Source organism: Pseudomonas sp. FP2294 (assembly GCF_030687625.1).
In the GTDB taxonomy this organism is placed as follows: Bacteria; Pseudomonadota; Gammaproteobacteria; order Pseudomonadales; family Pseudomonadaceae; genus Aquipseudomonas; species Aquipseudomonas shahriarae.
Genome location: NZ_CP117441.1, coordinates 1,967,463 through 1,989,628 on the forward strand (window position 1 = coordinate 1,967,463; position 22,166 = coordinate 1,989,628).

Consider the following 22,166-nt stretch of genomic DNA (forward strand, 5'->3'; position numbering starts at 1 on the left):
GCGCCGGGCCAGATCCGTTTGCAAGAATGCAGCCAGTTACGTCAGGACTTGCGGGACGCACCCTGCATGGCGAGCTTGATCAACGGGATCAGGCCCGCACCGAGCCGTACCAGACGGGTCATGGTGCCGATGCCGCCACCCTTGGCGCCTTTGCCGGTGAAGAATCCCAGCAGGGTCACAGCGGCGACGCCCCACAGCGGCGCATGCTTGATACCAAACCCGTCCTGCCAGCTTTGGCCCATGTTGCGCACCTTTTGCAAGGGCAGCAGCAATTGCTGGGACTCGTGGCGAATTTCCTGGCGGTGCATTTCCATGCGCAGGCGGATCAAGGCCTTGCGCATTTCTCGCCGGGAGTTGGTGTGCGGCAATTCAGTCAGGCTCATGGCAGCAGGCGCTCCCGATCGTTGGCCAACTCTTCGAGTGTGGCGTGGAAAGGCGTGGATTCATCGAATACCGCCGCCTTCAAGCGCAACCCGCAGAACCCTGCGGCCAGAACGTAAAATACGCAAAGGCTGATGATCCCGGTCAGGCGGTAGGTATCCCAGACCAGGATCATGACCAGCGCCGATAACCCCACCAGCAGCAACAGGGCGAACACCAGTGCCAGCCCGGCAAACAGCAACAGGCTGACGGTGCGTGCTTTCTGTTCCTGCAACTCGATGCCGAACAGCTCGACATGGCTGTGCAGCAAGCCCAGGACAGCCGCGCCGAGGCGCCGCGATGTGGAGCTTGGGCCCGCGGACGAGCCGGTTTCGCCGATAGACATGATTAGCGCCTTGTAGCCAGCAGACCGATCAGGAAGCCCACGCCGGCAGCGATGCCAACGGATTGCCAAGGGTTGGCCTGCACGTAGTCCTCGGTGGCGGTGACTGCTGCCTTGCCGCGTTCGCGCAGGGAGTCCTCAGTCAACTTCAGTGTTTCCCGGGCCTGCAGCAGGCTGTCATGGATCTTCGAGCGCAGCTCGTCAGCCTGGTCACCGGCCAGAATCGCGGTGTCGTCCAGCAGCTTTTCGGTATCGCTGACCAGGGTCTGGAAATCTTCCATCAATATTTCTTGAGCAGTCTTTGCCGATTTTCTGGCCATGGTTATCTCCGTGAGTGGCTGTCTGGTGCTTTTACAGGGTTTTGCTTGAGAGTCACCGGTATTGGTGAAGGTTCACTGCAATTGTCTGGTACAGCTTTTGCTTTGCCTTGGTGCGCCAGCCGCAAGGCTTGCGCGCATTGTGGGCGGTTTCGGCCAACGCCTTGAAAAACCTTACCCTAAATCCCTAAAACCCGTGGAAAAACCCGCAAGTCACTGCCTTATTCGATTGTCGTCGCGCCAAAGCGGTTCATTCCCTCTGAAGAAGGGTAGAACGCGCAGTGCCAATTTAGTGCGCGATTGTTGGGCAATGAACTGCTTTGGTGCTTTTTCCTGAACTGCAGGCCTGCCAATCCCCATGGAAAATGTGCAAAGCGCGGTGGACACTCTCGTCCATAGCTCCAATACGCTGTTTATTCTGATCGGCGCGGTGATGGTCCTGGCGATGCATGCCGGCTTCGCGTTTCTGGAAGTCGGTACGGTACGGCAGAAGAACCAAGTCAACGCGTTGTCGAAAATCCTCAGTGATTTTGCGGTCTCGACCCTGGCCTATTTCTTTATAGGCTATTGGATCTCCTACGGGGTCAGCTTTATGCAGCCGGCCGCCGTGCTCAGTGCCGACCATGGTTATGGCCTGGTGAAGTTCTTTTTCCTGCTGACCTTCGCAGCAGCCATCCCGGCGATCATCTCCGGGGGCATTGCCGAGCGTGCACGCTTTGTTCCACAACTGTGTGCCACGGCGCTGATCGTGGCATTCATCTACCCGTTTTTCGAGGGCATGGTGTGGAATGGCAACTTTGGCCTGCAAGCCTGGTTGTTGGCGACCTTCGGCGCATCCTTCCATGACTTTGCCGGTTCGGTGGTGGTACATGCCATGGGCGGTTGGCTGGCGCTGGCGGCGGTGTTGCTGCTGGGGCCGCGTCAGGGGCGTTACCGCGACGGGCGTCTGGTGGCGTTTGCGCCGTCGAGCATTCCGTTCCTGGCACTGGGCTCGTGGATATTGATCGTCGGCTGGTTCGGTTTCAACGTGATGAGTGCGCAGACCTTGTCCGGGGTGAGCGGGCTGGTGGCGGTCAACTCGTTGATGGCCATGGTAGGTGGGACCGTGGCGGCACTGGTGATCGGGCGTAACGACCCGGGCTTCTTGCACAATGGCCCGTTGGCCGGGCTGGTGGCGATCTGCGCGGGCTCCGACCTGATGCATCCGGTGGGCGCGCTGGTCACCGGCGTGGTGGCCGGTGGCCTGTTTGTGTGGTGCTTTATCGCCGCCCAGAATCTGTGGAAGATCGACGATGTGCTGGGTGTCTGGCCGTTGCATGGCTTGTGTGGTGTGTGGGGCGGGATTGCCTGCGGGATTTTCGGTCAGAGCGCCTTGGGTGGGCTGGGCGGCGTGAGCCTGATCAGCCAGTTGATCGGTACCGCCCTGGGGGTGGTAGTGGCCCTGGCGGGCGGGTTGCTGGTGTACGGCGTGCTCAAGCGCCTCTGCGGCCTGCGCTTGAGCCAGGAAGAGGAGTACTACGGCGCGGACTTGTCGATCCATAAGATTGGTGCAGTCAGTCAGGATTGATCGGGGCTTCACGGTTGGCGTCGGTATGCTGGTAGAAACCGTGGAGCAAGCGGTAGCGATTGCGCCGTACTTCGTCGACGCGGTCGCGCACCTGCTGGTCGGGCAGGCCGAGCATGATCATTGCGTGCGACGCGAGCATCAGGCTCGACTCCAGTAGTTCGGGCACCACCTCGCTGGCCCCGGCGGCCTTCAGTTCAGTCAACTGGCTGTCGTCGCGGGTGCGCACCAGGATCGGCACTTTGTGGTTGATCCGTCGCGCTTCCTTGAGCACCACCAGGGCCACGTCGCTATTGTCCACGGCAATCACCACCAGGCGTGCGCGCTCCAGGCCGACTGCGCTGAGCAGGGCGCCGCGCCGGCAATCGCCATAATGCACGCTGCTGTCCTCGGTGGCGGCTTCCTGCACCCGTTCGGGGTCATCGTCCAGGGCAATGAACGCCTGTTGTTCACGGCGCAGGAAACGCCCGATGGATTGGCCGACCCGGCCATAACCGCAGATCAGCACATGCCCGCGCAGCTCGGCGTTGAGCGCGGTGATTGCCTCCAGTTGCACTTGCTGGTTGGGCTTGCGATGCAGGCGCAGGGCGATAGAGGGCGCGGCCCGCAGCAGCAGGGGCGTCAGCAGCATGGAGCAGAACGTCGCGGCCAGCAGCAGGCTGCTGATTTCGCCGGGCAGCATATTGCTCAACTGCATTTGCGCCATCAGTGCAAAACAGAACTCACCGCCCTGGGCCAGGGCCAGGCCGCTGCGCCAGGCGGTCTCGCTGTCGCTGCCGCGCAGCTTGACCAGCGCGGCGACAATGCAGCCCTTGATCAACATCAGTGCCAGGGTCAGCCCGAGGATCTGCAGGCTGTGACTGACGAACAGTTGCAAGTCGATCAGCATGCCGATACTGACAAAAAACAACCCCAGCAGGATGTCGCGAAACGGTCGGATATCCGCTTCGATCTGGTGCCGGTAATGGCTTTCCCCCAGCAGCATGCCCGCCAGGAACGCGCCGAGGGCCGGCGACAGGCCCAGCAGGTGTGTGAGCCAGGCCGTAAGCAACACAATCACCAGGGCCAGCAGCACGAACAGTTCCGCCGAATGCGAGGCGGCTACTTCATGGAACAGGCGCGGCAGCACCCAGCGGCTGGCGAGCAGCAGACCGAAGAACAACACCACGGTCTTGCCCAGGGTCAGGGGCAGTGCCCAGTACCAGGCCTGCTCGCTACTGCCGGCGAACACCGGGACCAGGGTCAGCAACAGCACCGCGACCACGTCCTGGAACAACAGCACGCCAATCGCATTCTGCCCATGAGTGCTGAATATCTCCCCGAGGCTGGTCAGCTCCTTGCTCACAATGGCGGTGGATGACAGTGCCAGCCCGGCCCCCAGCAGCAAGGCGGCCACCGGCGACATGCCCATCAACAGCAGCAGGGCACCCAGCACTACCGCGCAGCACAGCACCTGCAGGCTGCCGAGGCCGAACACCACCCGGCGCAGGCTGAGCATCTTGGACAGGGAGAACTCCAGGCCCAGGGAAAACAGCAGGAATACCACCCCCAGTTCGGCGAGGTCTGGCAGGTCTTCGCTGTCATTGACCCAGTCCAGGGCTGTCGGCCCTACGGCCAGGCCCACGCAGAGGTAGCCGAGCACCGGAGGCAGTTGCAGCCGACGGAACAGCGCAATGACGACCAGGGATGAGGCAAGAATGATCAGCAGGTTGGCAAACACAGACATCTCCGTCGGGGTGTTGCAGGAAAAAAGCCGCGAGAATCGCTGAATCAGTTATAGGCCATGGTGATCTGGATCAGGTCTTTGGCATGACTCGACGAGGTTTTTCTCGCGGCCTAGAATGGGTACCTGTTTCTTATCGGGTCTTTACGCCATGCCTCCTGAATGCCAGTTGTTCGGCACCCTGGGCTGCCATCTGTGTGAGCTTGCGGAAGCTGAAATCATGCCGTTGGTCGAATGCGGGCTGTTGGTCGAGTTGGTGGATATCGCCGATTCACAAGCGCTGTTTGACGTCTATGGCCTAAGTATTCCGGTGCTGCGCCGGGTGGATACCGGGGCGGAACTGGGCTGGCCGTTCGAAACTGAACAGGTGGTCGCCTTTTTAAGTTAGCGCTAATCCCGTGGCAGGTTGCTGATTATTCGGTTACTGTATGTTTGTACAGCGATTTGAGTGAGAGGGAACGCCCGTGGTGAATGTCGAACAACTGAAAAGCAGCGTCAACCGCATGTCCGTCGATATCGTACGCGATGCGGTGAATGAACTGCGGCTCGATGGCCTGGTCACGGAAGGCAAGACGCCGTTCAACAAAGTGCATTTCAATACCTGTTTTGCCGAAATCGAAGCCTTGTTCCAGCGCGCCGGTTATCACAAGCAGTTGGATGTGGTGGGGTATCAGGGCTTGCTGTATGCACTGTACGATCCCGGCCGCTGGGAGGCGGTGGACGTCCTGCGTTGGCTCAAGGAGTTTACCGAGGCTGCCAGCGCCTCGCCGGTGCTGCGGGCCGAATTGGTCAGGGCTTGAGATTCTGGGGGATAATGCCCCCTTAGTATTTCCAGGCCCTTGAGTGTACGCATGTCCGATACCGGTTTTTCCGCTGCCCAGAACCAAGCCAGTACGCTGTACCTGCCGCCTGGGCCCTGGGCGACGGTGCTCGACTGCCTGTGCGAGCACTTTCGCGCCATCGGCCGCGAGCAGTGGCTGGACCGCATCGCCCGTGGCCGGGTGCTGGATGGCAATGGCCAGCCCGTCGCCGTGGATCTGGCCTACAAGGAAGGTTTGCGCATCCACTACTTTCGCGAAGTGCCGGATGAGAAGCCGATCCCGGTGCAGGAGACCATCCTGTATGCCGATGAGCATCTGGTGGTGGCCGACAAACCACACTTCCTGCCAGTGACGCCCGCCGGCGAATATGTCGAGCAGACTTTACTGCGCCGCCTGATCCGCCGCCTGGATAACCCGTCGCTGGTGCCGCTGCATCGCATTGATCGCCATACTGCCGGGCTGGTGCTGTTCTCTGCCAACCCGCAAAGCCGCTCGGCGTATCAACAACTGTTCCCCACCCGGCAGATTGATAAGTTCTACGAAGCCATTGCCCCGGCCTTGCCCGCGCTGACATTCCCACTGGTGCACAAGAGTCGCCTGGTGGAGGGCGAACCGTTCTTCCGCATGCAGGAAGGGCCTGGTGCAAGCAACACGGAAACGGCGGTGCAGGTGCGCGAGAAGAATGGTGACCTGTGGCGCTATGGCCTGTTTCCGGTGACGGGCAAGAAGCATCAACTGCGCGTGCATATGACGGCACTGGGGGCGAGCATCTGCAATGACCCGTTTTATCCCGAGGTCATCAAGGATGCCGTGGATGACTACGCCAACCCGCTCAAGTTGCTGGCCCAGGGCGTACGGTTTATCGACCCGGTGACCGGCGAGCAGCGCGACTTCAGCAGCCGGATCGTGCTTGAGTGGTGATGTTTCCCATGCGCCAGATACAACAAAGCCCGCTTAAGAGCGGGCTTTGTTGTATCTGGCGTTAAGACTTACAGGTCTTTAACGGTGCGAACCTGATCCTTGTTGATGCGGGTACGCTTGCCATCCAGTTGTTCGAATTCGTAGAAGCCCGAATCCTGATCGAATTTAGGGGTATCGACAGCCTGGATTTCGCGACCGTCATTCAGGGTGATCACTGTAGGCGAGGCGCAACCGGCGAGGGTAGCAAGGCCCAGTGCAAGCATGAGAGCGGCGATGGTCCGTTGGGTCATGAGTCTTCTCCGAGAGTAATACTGTGTTGAGTTCTGACCTTGTGACGTATGCAACGTCGGCAAAGTTCCTTGTCTAGCGCTCATTCTGACACGCCGGGGCGTGGGTGCAACAACTCTGGTGTATTGAGGTTGGCCAGGCGCGGGTCGTTCTCGGCGCAATCGAGCGCCTGGGCCCCTAGTTTCAGCAGGATCTGGCGCGGGCTGCGCTCTGCAGCCAGCCAGGCGTCCTCCACCGCGTCGCGCAGGCGCGTCGGTATGACGCAGAGCAAAGGCTCCCAGAACGCCCCATGGCGGATCATCACCGGTACCTGGGGGTGCTGCCGCGCGGTTTCGAGCAGGTCTGCCAACAGTTGCCCGTCGATATGCGGCACATCGCAGGGCAAGATCAATAGATGTTCATGGCGCGCGGCGGCCAGGCCGGCGCGGATACCGGCCAAGGGGCCCGGGAAGTCCGGACTGTCGTCGCTCACCAACTGGTCGCCGTACGGGGTGTACTGCGCCTGGTTGCGGTTGCAGGAGATGATCAGGTCGTCGGTCAACGGCCGCACCAGTTGGTGCAGGTGAGCAATCAGCGGCTGCCCGTGCCAGTCGAGCAGACCCTTGTCCAGGCCGCCCATGCGCTGGCCGCGACCGCCGGCCAGCAACAGGATCGAGCAGGGCAGGGGCGAAGAATTGAGTGGCATGACGGCTCCGCAGCGGCAGTGAAATAGGGGGCTGTGATATAACATCGGGCTGTTCCTTCGACAACCGGACCGAGCCATGAAAGCCAAGGCTGATGCGCCTTTCGTACCTCTTAATATCGCTGTACTGACCGTCAGCGACACCCGCACCCTGGAAACCGACACCTCCGGGCAGGTCTTTGTTGACCGCCTGCTCGCTGCTGGGCATCGCCTGGCCGAACGGGTATTGCTCAAAGATGACCTCTACAAAATCCGTGCGCAAGTCGCCCACTGGATTGCCGAGGATGTGGTGCAAGTGGTGCTGATTACCGGCGGCACCGGCTTCACTGGCCGTGACAGCACCCCCGAAGCGGTCAGTTGCTTGCTGGACAAGCAAGTGGACGGCTTTGGCGAGCTGTTCCGGCAGATTTCGGTCGCCGATATCGGCACCTCTACCGTGCAGTCCCGTGCCCTGGCCGGCCTGGCCAATGGCACCCTGGTGTGCTGCCTGCCGGGTTCCACCAATGCGGTGCGTACAGGTTGGGACGGGATTCTCGCCGAACAGCTGGATGCCCGCCATCGCCCATGCAATTTTGTGCCGCACCTCAAGCTGGCCGAGCCGTGTGAATCCCGTGGATAAGCCGGGCAAGACCGGCGCCCTGATGCCGGTGGAAGAAGCCCTGGAACGGCTGCTGAACATGGCCGAGGCCGCGCCGATCCGTGAGCAGGAACACCTGCCATTGGCCGCGTGCGATGGGCGTGTATTGGCCGAGGCATTGGTTTCCACCCTCGACCTGCCGCCGTGGCCCAACAGCGCCATGGACGGCTACGCCCTGCGCACTGCCGATTGGACCGGCGAGCCGCTGCGGGTGAGCCAGCGTATTTTCGCTGGCCAGGCCCCTGAGCCCTTGGCGGCGGGTACCTGTGCGCGGATCTTCACCGGCGCTCCGGTACCCGACGGGGCCGACTGTGTGGAAATGCAGGAAAACGCCGAGCTGCAACCCGATCAGCGCGTGAGCTTTACCCAGGCGCTGCGCGTAGGGCAAAACATCCGACCCAAGGGGCAGGAGACTACAGTCGGTGAGGAAGTCCTGGCTGCCGGTACACGGCTCGGCCCGATTGAACTGGGCCTGGCGGCGTCCCTGGGGCGCGACCGGTTGGCGGTGGTGCGCCGCGTGAGTGTGGCGGTGCTGTCTACGGGCGACGAGTTGATCGAACCGGGCCTGCCACTGGGGCCGGGACAGATCTACAACAGCAACCGGCGGGTTTTGTGCAGTTGGTTGCAACGCCTGGGCTGCGAGGTGATCGACGCCGGTATCTTGCCCGATGACCTGGAGTTGACCCGCACCCGCCTGGGCGCACTGGGTTCGGTGGACTTGATCCTGTCCACCGGCGGAGTCTCGGTGGGGGAAGCGGACTTCCTCGGTATCGCATTGCGCGAGGAGGGCGAACTGGCCTTGTGGAAGCTGGCGATCAAGCCTGGCAAGCCTTTGACATTCGGTCATTTCCGCGGCGTACCGGTGATCGGCCTGCCGGGGAATCCGGCGTCCACTCTGGTTACGTTCGCCTTGCTGGCGCGCCCGTATCTGTTGCGCCGTCAGGGTGTCGCGGTGGTGCAGCCGTTGCGTTTCGAGGTGCCGGCAGGGTTCGTGTGGGCCAAGCCGGGCAACCGTCGCGAATACCTGCGCGGGCGCCTGGAGCAGGGGCGGGCGGTGATCTACCCGAACCAGAGTTCCGGTGTGCTGCGCAGTGCCGCCTGGGCAGAGGGTTTGGTGGAAGTGGTGGAGGGCAGCACCTTGGCCATCGGTGATCGGGTGAATTTCATTCCCCTGAGTGAAGTGTTGGGCTGAAGAATTTATTTACAGCCCAATGGCTTTTTTCTGACTGCCGAAGGTCAACATCCCTCAGGTCCCCTCCAACAATAGGAGCTTCACCCCATGAGTAAACCCAAGGCACTGTTGATTCTGCACGGCAAGCAAGCCCTCAACGAAGACGTGCGGGCGGCAGTGCAAGGCAAGCGCGAGCAGGGGTGGGAGCTGGCGGTGCGCGTCACCTGGGAGGGCGGCGATGCCCAACGCCTGGTGGGTGAAGCCCTGGATGCCGGCTACACACGCCTGATCGCGGGCGGCGGCGACGGCACGCTGCGTGATGTGGCCGAGGCCATGGCCCGCGCCAAGACCGACGCCAGCCTGGTGCTGATGCCCCTGGGCACTGCCAATGACTTCGCCCGTGCGGCCGGCGTGCCGTTGGAGCCGCGTGAGGCCCTGGCGCTGTTGGACGTTGCGCCGCGCGCTATCGACCTGGGGGAGGTTGGCGGGCAGGTGTTTCTCAATATGGCCACTGGCGGTTTTGGCAGCCAGGTCACGGCCAACACTTCCGAGGATCTGAAAAAGGTGCTGGGCGGTGCGGCCTATCTGTTTACCGGCTTGTCGCGTTTCAGCGAGTTGCGGGCGGCTTATGGGGAGCTGGTGGGGCCGGACTTTCACTGGAGCGGCGAGTTACTGGCCCTGGGCATCGGCAACGGTCGCCAGGCCGGTGGCGGGCACGAGCTGTGCCCGGGGGCAATGGCCGATGATGGCTTGCTGGATATCAGCATCCTGCCGGCGCCTCAGGAAGTGGTCGGCACCTTGCGCAGCCTGATGACCGACGGCTGGGGCCTGGATAACCTGTTTGTGCGGGCACGCCTGCCGTGGGTGGAAATCAAGGTGGCCGAAGGACTGGATATCAACCTGGATGGCGAACCGCTCAAGGGCAGTGACCTGCGCTTCAGCGCCTTGCCCAAGGCCTTGCAGGTGCACTTGCCGGTGGATTCACCGTTGCTGGCTAATCGTCCAGGCTGATGATCTGTTCGCGCACGGCGAACAGCACCAGGCCGGCCACATCAAAAATCTGCAGGCGCTTCATGATCTGCGAGCGGTGAGCTTCCACAGTCTTGATGCTCAGGCCCAGGCCGTGGGCGATTTCCCGGGTGGATTTGCCGCGTACGATCAGGCGCAGGATTTCCAGCTGGCGCGCCGTCAGGTTGTGGCGCTGCACGGGCGCCTCCGGGTGGGACTGGCTGTGGATCAAGGCCTGGTTGATCACGGTGTGGGCGATGGCCGGGCTCAGGTAGCGCTCGTTGTTGCGCAGTGCCAGCAGCGCATGTTCCAGCTCGTTGGCGGTGGTGTCCTTGAGCAGGTAGCCGTGGGCGCCTGCCTCCAGGGCACGCATGATCAATTGCGGGTCGGTGTGCATCGACAGGATCAGCACTTTGCTCTTGGGGTAGGCGTGCTTGAGTTGCTGCAACGCATCCAGGCCGCTGGTGTGCTTCATCGACAGGTCCAGCAAGACGATATCGGGCAGCAAGGCGGTATATTGTGCGAGCAGTTGCGCGCCATCGGTGGCCTCGCCAATCACCGCATAGCCTGGGATATCCAGGATCAGCGCGCGCACACCCGCGCGGATCAGGGCGTGGTCATCTACCAGCAGTAAATTGCAGGTCACTCTAGAACCTCAGGGGAATTGGCCCGTTCGAGGGTACGGGGCGCCCAGGGGAACAGCGCTTCGATTCGCGTGCCAAAGCCGGGTTGGCTATTGACCGTCAGCATGCCGCCCAGTTGATCAATGCGTTCGCACATGCCTGACATGCCCCGTTGCCCCGCAAGGGCCGGGTCGGTGGCGGGGGAGAACCCCCGGCCGTCATCGCTGATAAACAGCGACAACCCCTGTGGCAAACGTTGCAGGCGCACCAGCAGGTTGCGCGCCTGGGCATGGCGCAACATGTTCGTCACGGCTTCCTGGGTGATACGAAAGGCCGCCACCGCCATCTCTTCGGGAATCCCGGTCAGGCGTTGCTGGCATTCCAGGCTCCAATGCACCGGGGTGTTTGCCAGGGTCTTGAGCAGGTGCGCGCGCAGGCTCGCCTCCAGGCCCAGGCTGGTCAGTTGCCGGGGATTGAGAATGGCCGAGACGTCCCGCACCTTGGCCAGGGTTTCGTTGAGGGTGTTGCACAGTACGCCGCACTGGTCCTGCAACTCTGCCGGCGAGCGGCGTTGCAGCCAGTCGCTTTGCAGTTTGGCAGCGGTCAGCAGTTGGCCGATATCGTCATGTAGCTCGCGGCTGAGACGATGGCGCTCGTTTTCCTGGACTTGCAGCAGGCGGTCGGCCAATTCCTGGGGCTGGAACTTGATCGACTTGCGCGAGCGCCAACGCTGCAGGCCGGCGGCGGTCAGGGCGGCGAGGTTGAGCAACAGCAAAAACAGCGGCAGCGGTGCTTTGTGGGCATAGACCCAGAGGCTGACCAGAGTCGCGCACAGGCAAAGACCCAGGGTGATCCAACGGGTATTGCCCGAGAGGACGAACCTGGCGATGAGTGACTTGAGGCTGGCGTACATAGCAGATGGAGCCGATGGGTGTTCGCTGCGGGTAGACCGGTCATGACCGCTGGCCGGGCTCTGTTTGGAAAGCGATTGGGTTTAGTCTTGGTTCGAGGCGCTTCTCAGATTTATTACGTATTCACGGTCGGCCACTTCGAGCGCGCTAATAGTACCACCAACAATTACCGTTGGTCGCCTGCTACAAGGCTTAGTTCAGCGGCGTCTAGTTGTACTATTAATTTGGTTTTGTATCGCTATTACCCATATTGGGTTAATGATAGTTGGCTGGCTAAATATTTGACGAGCATTAGTTGGGCGCCCGCCGGCGGCCTGGATTAACCGCACGGCAGGTTCAGGAGGCGTAGGGCATGGAGTGGCGATGGCGAGCGCCAACATCCTTCTGGGGGATCTGCTGAGCAACCGTCTCAATCAACGTGGTTTGCTCCGCGTCATCCAGGCTGAGTTTGCCGGTCTTGACGTCGATCAGTTCCAGTTGCCAGGCCAGCAGCGTCAGGCAGTCATGCAGGGCTGCAAGTGCCGTATCGTGGAGCTGCATCGGGCTTTGGGCGTTGCTGATCAGGTCCTGGATATGCCGGGAAAAGTTGCCAATGGCGTCCAGCGCCATGGCATCGGCCTTTTCTGCCAGTTTGACCAGGCTGTTTTTCATGCAGTCGATGGCATCGTTATCGTTGCGGATCAAATGCAGGTGGCTCAGGCATTCCTCAGACTTGGCCAGCAGCATTTCTGCCTCCAGGAGGAACTCGGGAAGTGCGTCTTGCCACTCTTTACCGTCGTTCATCATGAAAGTCTCCACAACGTACGGTCAGACAATGAGATGTAATACCGGAGCAACGGCTTAAAACTAGCGCCGAAATATGACCGAGATCTGTAGTTCATTTCTGAATTTTGAGTAGTACTTTTATTTGAATGACCAGCGTCGCGACTGCTGGCGCTGCTTGCAGTGGGAACAACCAGAGGCATTCGCATTACTTCGATTGCCCAGGCGTTAATGCCTGGAAGGCCCTTGGGCCGTGGGCTTGCGATAGCAAACAAAAGCCTGACTCCGTTCATGCAATGAGAATGGCGTCACATTAATGGCTATTGGATATCGCGAATATCAGGTTGGACCTGATTGCGACTAGGGGAATCCCTTACATGGCGGAACCTTATGTCCGTTTGAGGGTCGTGCGGCGTGGCTTGACGACCGGACGGCAAGGTGAGGCCAGTAAAGCATGATGTCAGTGTGACATCAATGCATTTGCGTGGCATTTTACCGGGGGGTCAAGGTTTGGCACTGTCTGCCGATATCTTTCTCCAGTAAGCAGCAAATCTTTCAGCACACCCCAGGAGTCTTCAATGGCTGGCATTCTCGACACGGTAGATCAACGCACGCAACTGGTGGGTGAGAATCGCCTGGAGATCCTTATGTTTCGCCTGGCAGGGCGCCAGTTGTTCGCAATCAACGTGTTCAAGGTGCAGGAAGTCCTGCAGTTGCCCAAGCTGACCCTGATGCCCCAGCGTCACCCGTTTGTCTGCGGCGTGGTCAACCTGCGCGGCCAGACCTTGCCGGTGATCGACCTGTCCCAGGCCATCGGCATGCGTCCGCTGGTACCGGGGCCCAACAGTACCATTATCGTTACCGAGTACAACCGCTCGGTACAGGCGTTCCTGGTGGGCGGCGTCGACCGCATCGTCAACATGACCTGGGAGTCGATCCTGCCACCGCCGGCGAGCGCCGGCCGCCAGCACTACCTCACGGCCATCAGCAAGGTGGATGAGCAGTTGGTGGAAATCATCGACGTGGAAAAAGTCCTCGCCGAGATCGTGCCCTACAACGCCAAGGTCTCCCGGGAAAAACTCGAGGATCCGGTGCTCGAACGTGCCCGTGGTCGCGAAGTGCTGTTGGTGGATGACTCCAACGTGGCCTTGTCGCAACTGCGCGACACTCTGGGGCAACTGGGGGTGAAGATGCATATCGCCAGTGACGGCCTCAAGGCCTTGAACATGCTCAAGGCATGGGCGGACAGCGGCCAGGTGATGACCGACAAACTGTTGATGATCTTCACCGACGCCGAAATGCCCGAGATGGACGGCTACCGCCTGACTACCGAAATCCGCAACGACCCGCGTCTGCGCGGCCTCTATGTGGTGCTGCACACATCCTTGTCGGGCAGCTTCAACGACTCGATGGTGAAGAAGGTCGGTTGCGACAACTTCCTCTCCAAATTCCAGCCCGACAAGTTGGTGGATGTGGTGCGCCAGCGCCTGATGCTGGACGAAGTGCCGGCCTGATTCCGGCCTGTGACGAGGGGGCCTCTAATTGCCGGCCGGGGGAAATTTTGATTCTGCCGGCGTGCTCGTATAGGGTGACGCTTTTGCTCACAGGAACCCACGCTCATGCTTCGTCTCAGCGCGTTGTATCGGTACCCCTTGAAGTCGGGCAAGGCAGAGACCTTGTCGCAGATCGGCCTGGATAAACTCGGGCTGGACGGGGATCGACGCTGGATGCTGGTGGACGAGGCCAGTGGGCGATTCCTGACCCAGCGTGCCGTGGCGCAGATGAGCCAGCTGTCGGCGTTGTGGAATGCCGCCGGTGGCCTGACCTTGAGCGCTGCAGGCCTGCCCACCCTGGATGTGGCGTTGCCCGGCGCCGATGCCGAGCTGCGTGGTGTCACCATCTGGCGCGACACCCTGCGGGTCCCGGACGCCGGTGCTGAGGCCGCCGATTGGGTCAGCCAGTTCATCGGCAAACCGACACGCTTGGTGCAAGTCCCGCTGGAGCGCGCGCGCACCACGGCGGCCGGCTACGGCAAGGACGATGACCAGGTGGCGTTCGCCGACGGTTTCCCCTTGTTGCTGATAGGCCAGGCGTCTCTCGACGACTTGTCGCAACGCGTCGGCCGGCCCATGGAAATGCTGCGCTTTCGCCCCAACCTGGTGATCGAAGGCAGCGAGGCTTTTGCCGAGGATGGCTGGAAGCGCGTGCGCATTGGTGAGGTGGAGTTCCGGGTGGTCAAGTCCTGCTCGCGGTGCATCCTCACCACCATCGACCCGGCGACCGGGGAGCGCAGTGCCGATCGCCAGCCGCTGGCGACCCTGGAAACCTACCGCAAACAGCCCGATGGCGTGATGTTCGGCCAGAACCTGGTCAATGACGGCGCGGGCCGCCTGGAAGTCGGCATGCCGGTGACGATCCTCGAATAACCGTCGCCCATGAAAAATGCCCGCCTCTTGGGAGGCGGGCATTTTTTTGCGCGGAAAAAGCTTAGCCGCGGTATTCGCAGAGGTAGGCAGTGTCCACGGCCACCTTGAGCTGGAACTTGCTGTCGGCAGGCACATTGAACTGGCTGCCGGCGGCGAAGGTTTCCCAGGCGTCGCTGCCTGGCAACTTGACGGTGAGCGCGCCCGAGACCACGTGCATGATTTCACGCTGGGCCGTGCCGAATTCGTATTCACCCGGAGCCATCACGCCGATGGTCGCCGGACCTTCAGGGGTGCCGAAGGCGATCGACTTGACGGTGCCGTCGAAGTACTCATTGACTTTGAACATGGGCGAATCCTCGAAAAAAGGGGCAAGAAAGGTCGGCCAGTATGCCTTCTACACGGGCAAAATCAACGGCAGCAAACGCGCGGTATTGCGCGCATCTTCCAGTGCCCGGTGTTGCTGGCCGTTGAACTGCATGCCCGCCAGTTGCAAGGCGCCATTGAGCCCCAACGGCTTGTCCAGGCGTCGGGCCTTGGCGAAGCGTTGCTTGAGGTTCACATGGGGTGTCTGGCTTAGCGCGCTGGCCAAGCCATGGCGCTGCCACTCCAACTCCAGTTGCTGGCGATCATAGTCGCCCCAGCTGGCCCAGCCTTCCAGGCGCGGATGATGCTGGCCCAGCCAGCGTTCGAACAGCGGCCAGACCTCGGTCAAGGGCGCTGCGCTGTCGATACTGGCCTGGCTGATGTGCGTCAGCTGGCGGCAGAACGGCGTCAACAACGGGCGGCGCAAGGGCCGCACGAAGCGCTGGAAATGGTCCAGCTCGCGGCCCTGACGGTTGACCAGGCTCACGCCGATTTCGATGATTTCCATCTCCGACACGGGCCAGCCGCCGTCATCCGTTGTGGCTTCAAGATCAATAATCAGCCAATGAGGCATCGCAGGTTCCCGTACTCATCCCTTTCTGATGGGGATAGAGCGTAGCCAAGCCTGGTAGTTCCGCCCAGGGCTACTCGATCTGCAGCAATACCTGGCGATTGCGCACTTGATCACCGGCGCTGACGTGAATGGCCTTGACCACCCCGTCGATGCCCGCTTTGAGCGGATGCTCCATTTTCATCGCTTCGAGCACCAGCAGCAGTTGGCCCTTGCTCACCACATCCCCTTCGCGCACCTGCAGCAGGGTAATGGCACCGTCCATCGGCGCCTTGACCGTGCCGCTGCTGACGGGCGCTTCACGACTGGCCACGGTTTGCGTCTGGTTGCTCACGCACAGGCTGGTGCCGGCATTCAACAGCCAGAGCTGGGAGCCTTGCAGGTGATAGGCAATCCGCCGCCGAATGCCGTTGATGACCAGGCTGGCCCAGCGTCCGTCGCTGTCGAGGAGGTGGATGTCGATGTTGCCGACTTGCAGATGATCCTCCGCCAGTAAGCGGGCGCTGACCTCATGGCGGTGCTCATCGACGCCCAGGCGGTAGGTCCAGGGCACGCTGGCATTGTTGCGCCAGCCTGCCAGGGCCGGGCCATGCACTGCCGCGCTGTGCCGATAAAACAGGGCGGCGGCCAGAGCCAGGTCTTCTTCGCTGACGGCAGGGCGGGCAATGTCACTGAAGTGTTCGGCAATAAATCCGGTGCTGAAATCCGCCGCGACAAATTGCGCATGCCCCAGCAGGTCCACCAGTAACCGCTGATTGCTGGGGATCCCCAGCAGCACGCAGTCCTGCACCGCCCGCAGCAGCTTGCGCCGGGCCTCTTCGCGGGTAGCGCCATGGGCGATGATCTTGCCCAGCATCGGATCATAGAACGGGCTGATGCGCTGCGGGGCTTGCAATCCATGATCGACCCGCACCCCGGCTGCCGGCTCCCAGCGCAACACCTCGCCAGTTTGTGGCAAGAAACCCTGGGCCGGGTCTTCGGCGTATAGGCGCACTTCCATGGCATGCCCGCTCAGCGTCACCTGGTCCTGGCGCAAGGGCAGGGGCTGGCCGGCGGCGATTTGCAGTTGCCAGTCCACCAGGTCCAGGCCGGTGATCAGTTCGGTGACCGGGTGCTCCACTTGCAGGCGGGTGTTCATTTCCAGGAAATAGAACCGCCCGCTCCGGTCCAGCAGGAACTCCACAGTGCCCGCGCCGACATACGCCACTGCGCGTCCGGCCTTGAGCGCCGCTTCGCCCATGGCCTGGCGCAGTTCGGCAGTCATGACCGGGCAGGGTGCTTCTTCGATGACCTTCTGATGGCGGCGCTGGACCGAGCAATCACGTTCGCCCAGGTAGATCAGGTTGCCGTGGGCATCGCCGAACAGCTGGATTTCCACATGGCGCGGTTCGATCAGCGCCTGCTCCAGAATCAGTTCGTCGCTGCCAAAGGCATTCAGGGCCTCGGAGCGTGCGGTGTGCAGTTGTTCGAGCAACTGCGCCGGCGCGTGCACCAGGCGCATGCCGCGTCCGCCGCCGCCGGCACTGGCCTTGATCATCAGCGGGTAGCCGATGCGCTCGGCTTCGCTCTGCAGGGTGGTGTCGTCCTGCGCGCTGCCTTGGTAGCCGGCAATGCACGGCACCCCGGCGTCGAGCATGGCGATTTTTGACAGGCGCTTGCTGCCCATCAACTCGATGGCGTCGGCGCTGGGGCCGATAAATACCAGGCCGGCGGCAATGCAGGCCTTGGCGAACTCGGGGTTCTCCGAGAGAAAGCCGTAGCCGGGGTGGATCGCATCGGCGCCGGTCAGGCGTGCGGCATTGAGGATCGCCGGGATGTTCAGGTAAGACTGCTGCACCGGGGCGGGGCCGATATCCACCGCTTCGTCGGCCATTTGTACGTGCAGGGCGTTGGCGTCGGCTGCGCTATAGATCGCCACGGTGCGGTAGCCCAGGGCCTGGGCGGTGCGCTGGATTCGGCAGGCGATTTCGCCGCGGTTGGCGATCAGTATTTTATTGAAACTGGGCATTTTGGGTCCCTGTTTGATTGGTTGCGCAGGCGCGGGCTTGTGTGGGCGCTGGCTTGCCTGCGATTGCATCACCTCGGTATCCCTGACAGATCCAGGTGCCCGCATCGCAGGCAAGCCAGCTCCTACAGGGGATGTGGCGTTTTCAAGATCAACTCACCCACCTGGCCTTGCGTTTCTCGACAAACGCCCGCGTCCCCTCAATGCCTTCTTCCCCGGTCACCGCCTCGGCAAACCAATCGGCAGCCTGATCCAGCAGCAGCTCCAACGGCTGATCCAGGCTCTGGAGCAACAACGCCTTGGTTCGCGCATTGGCGCGCGGTGCACAGCGCAATACCTGCCCCAACACCTCATCCAGGCGCTGCGCCAATCCTTGGGGGTCATGCTCGACAAAATGCACCACCCCCAGGCGCTGCGCCTCGACCCCGTCAAACCGCGCTGCGGTCAACGCCAGGCGCCGGGCCTGGGTCAGGCCGATGCGCCGCACCACAAACGGTGCGATCTGCGCCGGCAGCACGCCGAGGCTGGTTTCCGGCAAGCCGAACTGTGCCTGGTGGTCGGCAATGGCGATGTCGCTGACACACGCCAGGCCAAAACCGCCGCCCAGCACCGCGCCCTGCAACACCACAATCACCACTTGGGGCAGGGCTTCGACTTCTTGCAACAGCGCGCCAAACACCCGGTTCAAATCACGCAAGCCTTCGCGGCTGCCCGCGCGGCTCATGTCCTTAACATCGGCGCCCGCACAGAAGTGCCCGCCAGCGCCACTGATCACCAATGCCCGCACCTGCTCGTCACGGGCGACATCCGTCAGCACGGCGCGCAGTTCGCTGACCATCTGCACGCTCATGGCATTGCGGTTCTGCGGGCGGTTGAGGGTGATGTGCAACACGCCGTTGTGCGGCTCCAGCAGCAGGGTTTCACAGGCGTTCACGATTTTTTCCCCGGCAGCGTACCCATCAGTTTGCAGATGATCCCCAGCATGATCTCGTCGGCGCCGCCGCCAATCGACACCAGGCGCACATCACGATAGGCGCGGGCCACCGGGTTGTCCCACATAAAGCCCATGCCACCCCAGTACTGCAGGCAGCTGTCGCTGACTTCGCGGCCCAGGCGCCCGGCCTTGAGCTTGGCCATCGAGGCCAGCCGCGTCACGTCCTGGCCCTTGAGGTATTGCTCGGTGGCCTGGTAGACCAGGGCGCGTAGGCACTCGATCTCGGTGGACAGTTCGGCCAGGCGAAAGTGGATCACCTGGTTGTCGATCAGGGCCTTGCCGAAGGTCTGGCGCTCCTTGCAGTAGGCGATGGTGCTGTCGACGCAGGCCTCCAGGCCCTTGATCATATTGGCCGCACCAAACAGCCGTTCTTCCTGGAACTGCAGCATCTGCATCATGAAGCCCGCGCCTTCGTGGCCGATGCGGTTGCGCTGTGGAATACGCACATCATCGAAAAACACCTGGGCGGTTTCCGAGCTGTGCATGCCGAGCTTTTCCAGGGGAGGGCTGACGCTGATCCCAGGGGTGTTCATCGGCACCATGATCAGTGACTTGTTGATATGCGGCTTGCCGTCCGAAGTGTTGGCCAGCAGGCAGATAAAGTCGGCGCTGGGGGAGTTGGTGATCCACATCTTGCTGCCGTTGATCACGTAGTCGTCGCCGTCCTTGCGGGCGTGGGTTTTCAAGCCCGCCACGTCGGAGCCAGCGCCGGTCTCCGAGACGCCGATGCAGCCCACCTGTTCGCCGCTGATGGCCGGGCGCAGGAATTCGTCGCGCAGTTCATCGGAGCCAAAACGTGCGAGCGCCGGGGTGCACATATCAGTCTGTACGCCGATGGACATCGGGATGCCGCCGCAGCGGATGGTGCCGAATTCTTCGGCGGCGACAATCGAGTAGCTGTAGTCCAGACCCATGCCGCCGAACTTCTCTGGCTTGGAAATACCCAGCAGACCGAGATCGCCGGCCTTGCGGAAAATCTCGTGGATGGGAAAGCGCCCGGCTTTTTCCCATTCGTCGACGTGGGGGTTGATCTCGCGCTCGATAAAACCCCGTACGGTACGGCGCAGCTCTTCGTGTTCCTGGGTGAAGATCATTTTTATTGTTCTCCTGATCGTTAAAAGCGCGCGGCGCCAAAGCTGTTGGGTTGCAATTGGCGCACCTGGGCTTGCTGGCAGATATCCAACAGGTAGCCCAGCAGCGTGCGGGTGTCCCGCGGGTCAATCAGCCCGTCGTCCCACAGGTTGGCGCTGCCATACAGGGCCGTGGACTGGCTATCGAGTTTCTGCGCGGTGACGTGTTCGAGCATGTCGAGCACCTTGGGGTCGGGCACCAGGCCGTCTTTCAACTGCTTGGCCTCGGTGACAATGCGCAGCACCTTGCCGGCCTGGGCGCCGCCCATCACGGCGGTGCGGCTGTTGGGCCAGGCGAAGATAAAGCGTGGGTCCAGGCCACGGCCGCACATCGCATAGTTGCCGGCGCCGTAGGAACCGCCGACCACCACCGTGAGCTTGGGCACGCGGGCATTGGCCACCGCCTGGATCATCTTCGCGCCGTGCTTGATCACGCCTTGTTGCTCGGATTCGGTGCCCACCATAAAGCCGGTGGTGTTGTGGAAAAACAGCAGCGGTGTCTGGCTCTGGTCGCACAGCTGGATAAATTGCGCGGCCTTGCTCGCGCCCTTGGGCGTGATCGGGCCGTTGTTGCCGATAAACCCGCAGGCCCGGCCCTGGATGTGCAGGTGGCCGCAGACGGTGTGGGGATCGAACTCGCCCTTGAACTCCAGGAAGTTGGAGCCATCGGCGATACGCGCGATGATTTCCCTTACGTCATAGGGCTTTTTCGGGTCCGAGGGGATCAGGCCCAGCAGCTCTTCAATCGGATACAGCGGCTCGACATAGGCCCGCGCCGGCTGGGGTGGCAGCCGGTCGTCCCAGGGCAGCAGGCTGACAATCTCGCGCACGATGCGCACGCCGTCGGCGTCATTTTCCGCCAGGTATTCGGCGGTGCCGGCGGTTTGCGCATGCATCTGGGCGCCGCCCAGTTCCTCGTCCGTCGCCACTTCGCCGGTGGCGGCCTTGAGCAGCGGCGGGCCGGCCAGGAACAGCTTGGCCTTGCCGCGCACCACCACCACGTAATCCGAAAGCCCCGGCTGATAGGCACCGCCGGCGGTGGCCGAGCCGTGCACCACGGTGATCTGCGGCAGGCCCATGGCTGACATCCGCGCCTGGTTGGCGAAGCTGCGCGCGCCTTCGACGAAAATCTCCGCCGCGTAATTAAGATTGGCGCCGCCGCTTTCGGCCAGGGTCACCACCGGCAGTTTGTTCTCCATGGCGATCTGTTGCAGGCGCAGGGATTTTTTCAAGCCGCTGGGGGAAATCGTCCCGCCCTTGATTGCGCTGTTGTTGGCCACCACCAGCAGGCGCACGCCGCTGACATAGCCGATACCGGCAATCAGCCCGCCGCCGGCCGCGCTGCCATCCTTGTCGTCGTGCAGCTTGTAACCGGCCAGGCTTGCCAGTTCGAGGAAGGGCGCACCGGGGTCGAGCAACAGGTTGAGGCGCTCACGGGGCAGCAGTTGGCCGCGTTTGTCGAACTTGCCCTTGGCCTCGGCGGCCTTGTCCAACAGGTTCTGTTCCAGTTGGCGCAGATGATGGATGGCGGTGAGCATGGCCTCGCGGTTCTGTGCGAACTGCGGGCTGTGGGTGTCGAGTAGGGAGTCGATGACCGGCATGGTTTATTGGCCCTCCTTGAGCACATCCGGCAGGTAGGCGCGGTGAAAACCATTGAACGACGGGCTCGGCGGCTGCGCCTTGTGCAGCGGCCAGGCGCGGCTGCCCAGGCTGGCGGCGCCGTCGATGCGCAAGGTGCTGCCGCTGACGAATGCGGCGGCGGGGCTGAGCAGGAACACAATCGCCGCACTGACTTCCGATTCGGTGCCAATGCGCTTGAGGGGCACATGCTCGCGCAGGGTCGGGATCACCGCCTTGAACGCGCCTTCGTAGGTGTCCATGCCACTGGAGGCGATCCAGCCCGGCGCCACTGCGTTGACCCGCACCCCGGCGTAACCCCACTCGAACGCGGCGGTCTTGGTGAAGTTGTCCATCCCCGCGCGCGCTGCGCCCGAGTGGCCCATGCCGGGCATGCCGCCCCACATGTCGGCCAGCATGTTGACGATGGCACCGCCGTGCTTGCTCATTGACTGATTGAACACTTCCCGCGCCATCAGGAAACCGCCCACCAGGTTGGTGCGCAGCACGGTTTCAAAGCCTTTTTGATTGATCGACGCCAGGGGCGAGGGGTATTGGCCGCCGGCATTGTTCACCAGACCCTGGATCGGCCCGTGTGCCTCGATGATCTGGCTGACCAGCGCCTTCACCGCTTCTTCATCGCGGATATCACAGGCGTGCCAGCTGGCGTGGCCGCCGTCTTGGGTAATTTCCTGGGTGACCCGTTGCAGCTTTTCCGGCTTGCGCCCCACCAGCACCACATGGGCGCCGAGTGCCGCCAGTTCATGGGCGGTGCAACGGCCAATGCCGCTGCCGCCACCGGTGACGATAAGGGTCTGCCCCTGGAACAGGTCGGCTTTGAAGATCGAGTCGAAGGCCACGGCGAGAGT

The 22,166-nt window shown here is 62.1% G+C and carries 24 protein-coding genes and 1 pseudogene; 9 read left to right on the forward strand and 16 right to left on the reverse strand.

Going from position 1 to position 22,166, the window contains the following annotated elements; translation table 11 throughout:
- Positions 1-41 precede the first annotated feature (41 nt).
- Genes PSH73_RS08900 through PSH73_RS08910 form a run of 3 tightly spaced genes read right to left on the reverse strand, consistent with a single transcriptional unit; the run spans position 42 to position 1,083 of the window.
- Positions 42-383 carry a hypothetical protein gene (locus PSH73_RS08900; protein WP_057958948.1) on the reverse strand — a complete coding sequence of 114 codons (342 nt, stop codon included), beginning with the start codon at positions 381-383 and terminating at the stop codon, positions 42-44.
- Positions 380-766 (reverse strand): phage holin family protein, encoded by a 387-nt coding sequence (locus tag PSH73_RS08905; protein ID WP_057439164.1) that lies wholly within the window; start codon positions 764-766, stop codon positions 380-382. Before PSH73_RS08905 ends, PSH73_RS08900 begins: the two co-directional genes overlap by 4 nt.
- Positions 767-768: 2 nt before the next feature.
- Positions 769-1,083, reverse strand: coding sequence for a YqjD family protein (locus PSH73_RS08910; RefSeq protein ID WP_057439163.1), 315 nt, complete (start codon positions 1,081-1,083; stop codon positions 769-771).
- A 355-nt stretch (positions 1,084-1,438) separates the two neighbouring features.
- On the opposite strand from PSH73_RS08910, the gene PSH73_RS08915 reads away from it, so the two are divergent.
- The gene (locus PSH73_RS08915; RefSeq protein WP_057439162.1) at positions 1,439-2,647 is read left to right on the forward strand and encodes an ammonium transporter; all 1,209 of its coding nucleotides are present in this window, start codon (positions 1,439-1,441) and stop codon (positions 2,645-2,647) included.
- Here the strand turns inward: PSH73_RS08915 and PSH73_RS08920 are convergent.
- Positions 2,634-4,370, reverse strand: a complete 1,737-nt coding sequence (locus tag PSH73_RS08920) for a monovalent cation:proton antiporter-2 (CPA2) family protein (protein ID WP_178118017.1) — start codon at positions 4,368-4,370, stop codon at positions 2,634-2,636. The two genes, PSH73_RS08915 and PSH73_RS08920, sit on opposite strands and share 14 nt — an antisense overlap.
- 148 nt (positions 4,371-4,518) lie before the next feature.
- Between PSH73_RS08920 and PSH73_RS08925 the strand changes: the two genes are divergently transcribed.
- The 3 genes from PSH73_RS08925 (at position 4,519) to PSH73_RS08935 (ending at position 6,109) form a co-directional block, all read left to right on the forward strand.
- Positions 4,519-4,755 (forward strand): glutaredoxin family protein, encoded by a 237-nt coding sequence (locus PSH73_RS08925; RefSeq protein ID WP_057958950.1) that lies wholly within the window; start codon positions 4,519-4,521, stop codon positions 4,753-4,755.
- A 76-nt stretch (positions 4,756-4,831) separates the two neighbouring features.
- Positions 4,832-5,167 (forward strand): hypothetical protein, encoded by a 336-nt coding sequence (locus PSH73_RS08930; RefSeq protein ID WP_029298086.1) that lies wholly within the window; start codon positions 4,832-4,834, stop codon positions 5,165-5,167.
- 51 nt (positions 5,168-5,218) lie between these two features.
- A complete protein-coding gene (locus tag PSH73_RS08935) occupies positions 5,219-6,109 on the forward strand; it encodes a pseudouridine synthase (RefSeq protein ID WP_057958951.1) in 891 nt (296 codons plus the stop codon).
- 68 nt (positions 6,110-6,177) lie between these two features.
- Here PSH73_RS08935 and PSH73_RS08940 read toward each other — a convergent pair whose 3' ends face one another.
- Both PSH73_RS08940 and mobA read right to left on the reverse strand, forming a co-directional pair.
- Positions 6,178-6,399 (reverse strand): YgdI/YgdR family lipoprotein, encoded by a 222-nt coding sequence (locus tag PSH73_RS08940; protein WP_029298091.1) that lies wholly within the window; start codon positions 6,397-6,399, stop codon positions 6,178-6,180.
- 80 nt (positions 6,400-6,479) lie between these two features.
- On the reverse strand, positions 6,480-7,082 hold the full coding sequence (gene mobA, locus PSH73_RS08945) for a molybdenum cofactor guanylyltransferase MobA (RefSeq protein WP_198817832.1): 603 nt from the start codon (positions 7,080-7,082) through the stop codon (positions 6,480-6,482).
- Positions 7,083-7,158: 76 nt separating this feature from the next.
- On the opposite strand from mobA, the gene moaB reads away from it, so the two are divergent.
- From moaB to yegS, 3 genes and pseudogenes are all read left to right on the forward strand, one after another.
- Positions 7,159-7,698 (forward strand): molybdenum cofactor biosynthesis protein B, encoded by a 540-nt coding sequence (gene moaB, locus PSH73_RS08950; protein WP_029298095.1) that lies wholly within the window; start codon positions 7,159-7,161, stop codon positions 7,696-7,698.
- 22 nt (positions 7,699-7,720) lie between these two features.
- Positions 7,721-8,908, forward strand: coding sequence for a gephyrin-like molybdotransferase Glp (gene glp, locus PSH73_RS08955; protein WP_370694602.1), 1,188 nt, complete (start codon positions 7,721-7,723; stop codon positions 8,906-8,908).
- 87 nt (positions 8,909-8,995) lie between these two features.
- Positions 8,996-9,920 (forward strand): annotated as a pseudogene (yegS, locus tag PSH73_RS08960) (lipid kinase YegS); the annotation flags it as partial.
- On the opposite strand, the gene PSH73_RS08965 reads toward yegS, so the two are convergent.
- The 3 genes from PSH73_RS08965 to PSH73_RS08975 form a co-directional block, all read right to left on the reverse strand.
- Complete coding sequence (locus tag PSH73_RS08965; protein WP_057960229.1) at positions 9,882-10,541, reverse strand: response regulator transcription factor; 660 nt, start codon at positions 10,539-10,541, stop codon at positions 9,882-9,884. The pseudogene yegS and the gene PSH73_RS08965 overlap by 39 nt on opposite strands.
- On the reverse strand, positions 10,538-11,431 hold the full coding sequence (locus PSH73_RS08970) for a sensor histidine kinase (RefSeq protein ID WP_057960228.1): 894 nt from the start codon (positions 11,429-11,431) through the stop codon (positions 10,538-10,540). The genes PSH73_RS08965 and PSH73_RS08970 overlap by 4 nt, the downstream gene beginning before the upstream one ends.
- A gap of 334 nt (positions 11,432-11,765) precedes the next feature.
- Positions 11,766-12,215, reverse strand: a complete 450-nt coding sequence (locus tag PSH73_RS08975; protein WP_120732407.1) for a hypothetical protein — start codon at positions 12,213-12,215, stop codon at positions 11,766-11,768.
- Positions 12,216-12,769: 554 nt separating this feature from the next.
- On the opposite strand from PSH73_RS08975, the gene PSH73_RS08980 reads away from it, so the two are divergent.
- Both PSH73_RS08980 and PSH73_RS08985 read left to right on the forward strand, forming a co-directional pair.
- The gene (locus tag PSH73_RS08980) at positions 12,770-13,705 is read left to right on the forward strand and encodes a chemotaxis protein CheV (RefSeq protein WP_057960227.1); all 936 of its coding nucleotides are present in this window, start codon (positions 12,770-12,772) and stop codon (positions 13,703-13,705) included.
- A gap of 105 nt (positions 13,706-13,810) precedes the next feature.
- On the forward strand, positions 13,811-14,617 hold the full coding sequence (locus tag PSH73_RS08985) for an MOSC domain-containing protein (RefSeq protein ID WP_169989334.1): 807 nt from the start codon (positions 13,811-13,813) through the stop codon (positions 14,615-14,617).
- 61 nt (positions 14,618-14,678) lie between these two features.
- On the opposite strand, the gene PSH73_RS08990 is transcribed toward PSH73_RS08985, so the two are convergent.
- The 7 genes from PSH73_RS08990 to PSH73_RS09020 all read right to left on the reverse strand — a co-directional run bounded on the left by PSH73_RS08990 (position 14,679) and on the right by PSH73_RS09020 (position 22,157).
- Entirely contained in the window at positions 14,679-14,963 is a 285-nt protein-coding gene (locus tag PSH73_RS08990) for a pyrimidine/purine nucleoside phosphorylase (RefSeq protein WP_032862771.1), read from the reverse strand.
- Positions 14,964-15,011: 48 nt separating this feature from the next.
- Positions 15,012-15,554 (reverse strand): exonuclease domain-containing protein, encoded by a 543-nt coding sequence (locus PSH73_RS08995; RefSeq protein WP_057439153.1) that lies wholly within the window; start codon positions 15,552-15,554, stop codon positions 15,012-15,014.
- A gap of 70 nt (positions 15,555-15,624) precedes the next feature.
- Positions 15,625-17,559 carry an acetyl/propionyl/methylcrotonyl-CoA carboxylase subunit alpha gene (locus tag PSH73_RS09000; protein ID WP_282405703.1) on the reverse strand — a complete coding sequence of 645 codons (1,935 nt, stop codon included), beginning with the start codon at positions 17,557-17,559 and terminating at the stop codon, positions 15,625-15,627.
- Positions 17,560-17,707: 148 nt separating this feature from the next.
- Positions 17,708-18,490 carry an enoyl-CoA hydratase/isomerase family protein gene (locus PSH73_RS09005; RefSeq protein WP_170045402.1) on the reverse strand — a complete coding sequence of 261 codons (783 nt, stop codon included), beginning with the start codon at positions 18,488-18,490 and terminating at the stop codon, positions 17,708-17,710.
- Complete coding sequence (gene atuD, locus PSH73_RS09010) at positions 18,487-19,644, reverse strand: citronellyl-CoA dehydrogenase (protein ID WP_220172882.1); 1,158 nt, start codon at positions 19,642-19,644, stop codon at positions 18,487-18,489. Before atuD ends, PSH73_RS09005 begins: the two co-directional genes overlap by 4 nt.
- 20 nt (positions 19,645-19,664) lie before the next feature.
- Positions 19,665-21,281: a geranyl-CoA carboxylase subunit beta gene (atuC, locus tag PSH73_RS09015; RefSeq protein WP_120732417.1), complete on the reverse strand. Its 1,617-nt coding sequence runs from the start codon at positions 21,279-21,281 to the stop codon at positions 19,665-19,667.
- Between the two features lie 3 nt (positions 21,282-21,284).
- The gene (locus PSH73_RS09020) at positions 21,285-22,157 is read right to left on the reverse strand and encodes an SDR family oxidoreductase (protein ID WP_120732419.1); all 873 of its coding nucleotides are present in this window, start codon (positions 22,155-22,157) and stop codon (positions 21,285-21,287) included.
- Positions 22,158-22,166: the final 9 nt, after the last annotated feature.